Origin of the sequence: Paraburkholderia sp. JHI2823 (assembly GCF_038900695.1) — a bacterium.
Classification (GTDB): domain Bacteria; phylum Pseudomonadota; class Gammaproteobacteria; order Burkholderiales; family Burkholderiaceae; genus Paraburkholderia; species Paraburkholderia mimosarum.
In genome coordinates this window covers 1-2577 of the sequence record NZ_JAYMRY010000116.1, presented here as the reverse complement: position 1 = coordinate 2577, position 2577 = coordinate 1, and the positions used below count along the sequence as shown (strand labels likewise).

General features: G+C 58.7%; 2 protein-coding genes, 1 pseudogene and 1 other annotated feature. Of the genes and pseudogenes, 2 read left to right on the top strand and 1 reads right to left on the bottom strand.

Annotated features, from left to right (window positions below):
- A pseudogene (locus VSR34_RS37760) lies at positions 1 to 239 on the top strand (poly-beta-hydroxybutyrate polymerase); the annotation flags it as partial.
- Positions 240 to 796: 557 nt separating this feature from the next.
- Here VSR34_RS37760 and VSR34_RS37755 read toward each other — a convergent pair.
- Positions 797 to 2031, bottom strand: a protein-coding gene (locus tag VSR34_RS37755) for an IS3 family transposase (protein WP_342965156.1) whose coding sequence is annotated in 2 segments (ribosomal slippage) — positions 797 to 1740 and positions 1740 to 2031 — 1236 coding nt in all. Because the reading frame shifts where the segments join, the coding sequence is not laid out codon by codon here.
- Positions 1634 to 1750, bottom strand: a sequence feature (AL1L pseudoknot). Its footprint overlaps the gene before it by 117 nt.
- 113 nt (positions 2032 to 2144) lie before the next feature.
- On the opposite strand from VSR34_RS37755, the gene VSR34_RS37750 reads away from it, so the two are divergent.
- Positions 2145 to 2342 (top strand): hypothetical protein, encoded by a 198-nt coding sequence (locus VSR34_RS37750; protein WP_081716238.1) that lies wholly within the window; start codon positions 2145 to 2147, stop codon positions 2340 to 2342.
- The last annotated feature ends 235 nt before the right edge of the window (positions 2343 to 2577 follow it).

The window sequence follows — 2577 nt, the reverse complement described above, 5'->3', positions numbered from 1 at the left end:
CAGGTATCGTTTCGGAGCCCGGCCATGCGCGCCGGTTTCGCTTTCGAATGAGGCATAAAGGCGAACATTACATGAGCCCCCACGAGTGGTTAGAGGCGACACCGGCGCAACAGGACTCATGGTGGCCGTGCTGGCAAAGATGGCTTGCCGATCGTTCGAGCGGGCAGATTGCGCCGCCGCCGATCGGTGCGGGAACCATCCTGGCCGATGCGCCCGGAACCTACGTGCTCGAATGCTGAAAGCACGCTCGACAAGGCACCGCGCCCTGACCGGTTAAGTGATTTCCCGACCCAGAGTAAAACTATGACCCCGGCGGCTTGTCGGTCAACTTGACCGCGATTGCACAATGTTTTACAGGCTTAGATCGGTAAATTCGGCAAAAGACTGACGATATGGAAATCGCACTTCCAGATTTAATCTAAAGCAGTCTCTCGTGAGGCCGGCGGGGCTTTACCGCCGCTCAAAGGAGCGTGATCAAAGGAGCGCAATTCAGTCCCGAATGGTCAGTGTTTTCCAGAGCCACTTTTCGTTGTGGTGTCACCGTTAAACAGAAAACGGCCGGATCAAGGTGCGCTCAAGCAACGGGTAGATAATTGCGGCTGATTTAAGGCCTTCTATCAAAGACGTATGATTCATACATCATATTCATGCGGGGCCGCAGTGATCCCGTTTAACATTTCGACCTCGGTCCTGGAAAAGACCGAATATGCAAAACCGGAATTGAAACGACTGGAACAATTACTGAATGCTGGCATAGCATCCTGAACCGCCCCGGGAATCGTGGAGGCTGGTTGGTTTAAGCTAATGCGGGTTCGGCGGCAGCTGTTTCAAGTTGCCGATAGTAGTTTGCCTCAGCTTCGGCGGGCGGGATATAGCCGAGGGGTTCCATCAATCGATGATGATTGAACCAGGCCACCCACTCCAGCGTTGCCAGTTCAACGGATTCCCGCGTTTTCCAGGTGCGGCGATGAATCAGTTCAGCCTTGTACAAGCCGTTGATCGTTTCAGCCAAGGCGTTGTCGTAGCTGTCGCCCCGGCTCCCGACCGACGGTTCGATGCCCGCTTCGGCCAGCCGTTCGCTGTAGCGAATGCTGACGTATTGGGACCCTCTGTCCGAATGGTGTATCAAGGTTCCGTCGTCGCCCGGGCGTCGCGCGTAAAGCGCCTGTTCAAGTGCATCCAGAACGAAGTCCGTGGTCATCGAGGTGCTGACGCGCCAGCCGACAATACGGCGTGCGAACACGTCGATCACGAAGGCCACATACAGCCAGCCCTGCCACGTCGAAACGTAGGTGAAATCCGAAACCCAGAGCTGGTTCGGCCGCGCCGCCTTGAACTGGCGATTGACCCGATCCAGTGGGCGCGGGGCCATGGCATCAGGAACAGTCGTGCGAACACGCTTGCCTCGCATTACGCCGCGCAAACCCAGTTGCTTCATCAACCGTTCGACCGTGCAGCGCGCCACCGCAATACGCTCCCGGTTCATCTGCTTCCAGACTTTATCCGCGCCGTAGACCTGCATGTTGGCCCGCCACACACGCTCGATCTCCGGCCGCAGACGTTCATCGCGGATTGCGCGAACAGAGCGCCGCGCCGGATCACGAAGCTGCGCGGCATGGCGTCGGTAGCCCGACGGGGCAATCCGCAAGACCTTGCAGATCGGCTCGACCCCGAAGGTGTCGCGATGCTGATCGATGAAGGCCTTCAGGACTTGAAACGGCGGTCGAGCTCCGCCTGGGCGAAAAACGCGCTCGCGACCTTGAGAATCTCGTTGGCACGACGCAACTCCTTGACTTCGCGCTCCAAGGCCTTGAGGCGCTCGCGCTCGTCTGTGGTCACGCCATCGCGCTCACCGTGGTCGACCTGGTCGCGCTTGACCCACTCGTGCAGTGTCTGCGGTGTGCAGCCGATCATCGGCGCAATCGATTCCACCGCCGCCCACATCGACGGATGTTCGCTACGCTGCTCGCGCACCAGACGCACTGCGCGCTCTCGGACTTCCGGGGAAAACTTGGTTACCTTCTTGTTCATGGCTCCATTCTCTCAAGAGTTGGAGCCTCCACAAAATCCGGGGCGGTTCATCCGCCGAACAGCGGTAATTTCTGCTTTAACGCGGCGATAATCCAGACAAACCGGAGAGAGACATGCTGAGCCCCCATGAATTTGCCACCCTCATGCTGGTCCAGGCCGCGCCTGACCAGATCGATCTTGACCGCGAAGAACTCGACACCTTGCTCGAACGCCATCTGGTTGCCATGGAACAGCTCACGCCCGGGCGCCCACTGCCCCGCCTGACACGCGACGGCGATGCCGTGCTTCAAAGCGTCGCGAAAAGACGCTGAGCGCAATCTCCCAATCTCCATTACCTACCCCCTGCAACCCGCCAGTATTGCGACTGCATCGTGCAGCGCACACCGACGGTCCGTTTCGTGATCACGATGGGTGCTGCGCGCCGTCGACGGCGCGGCGCTCACGCCCGGTTGCCTCTACAGGAGTTTCATCATGCAGGAACAGTTTGCTGCACTTCAGAAGGCCAACGTTGATCTGTTCTTCGGTGTGGCCATCCGGATGGTCGAA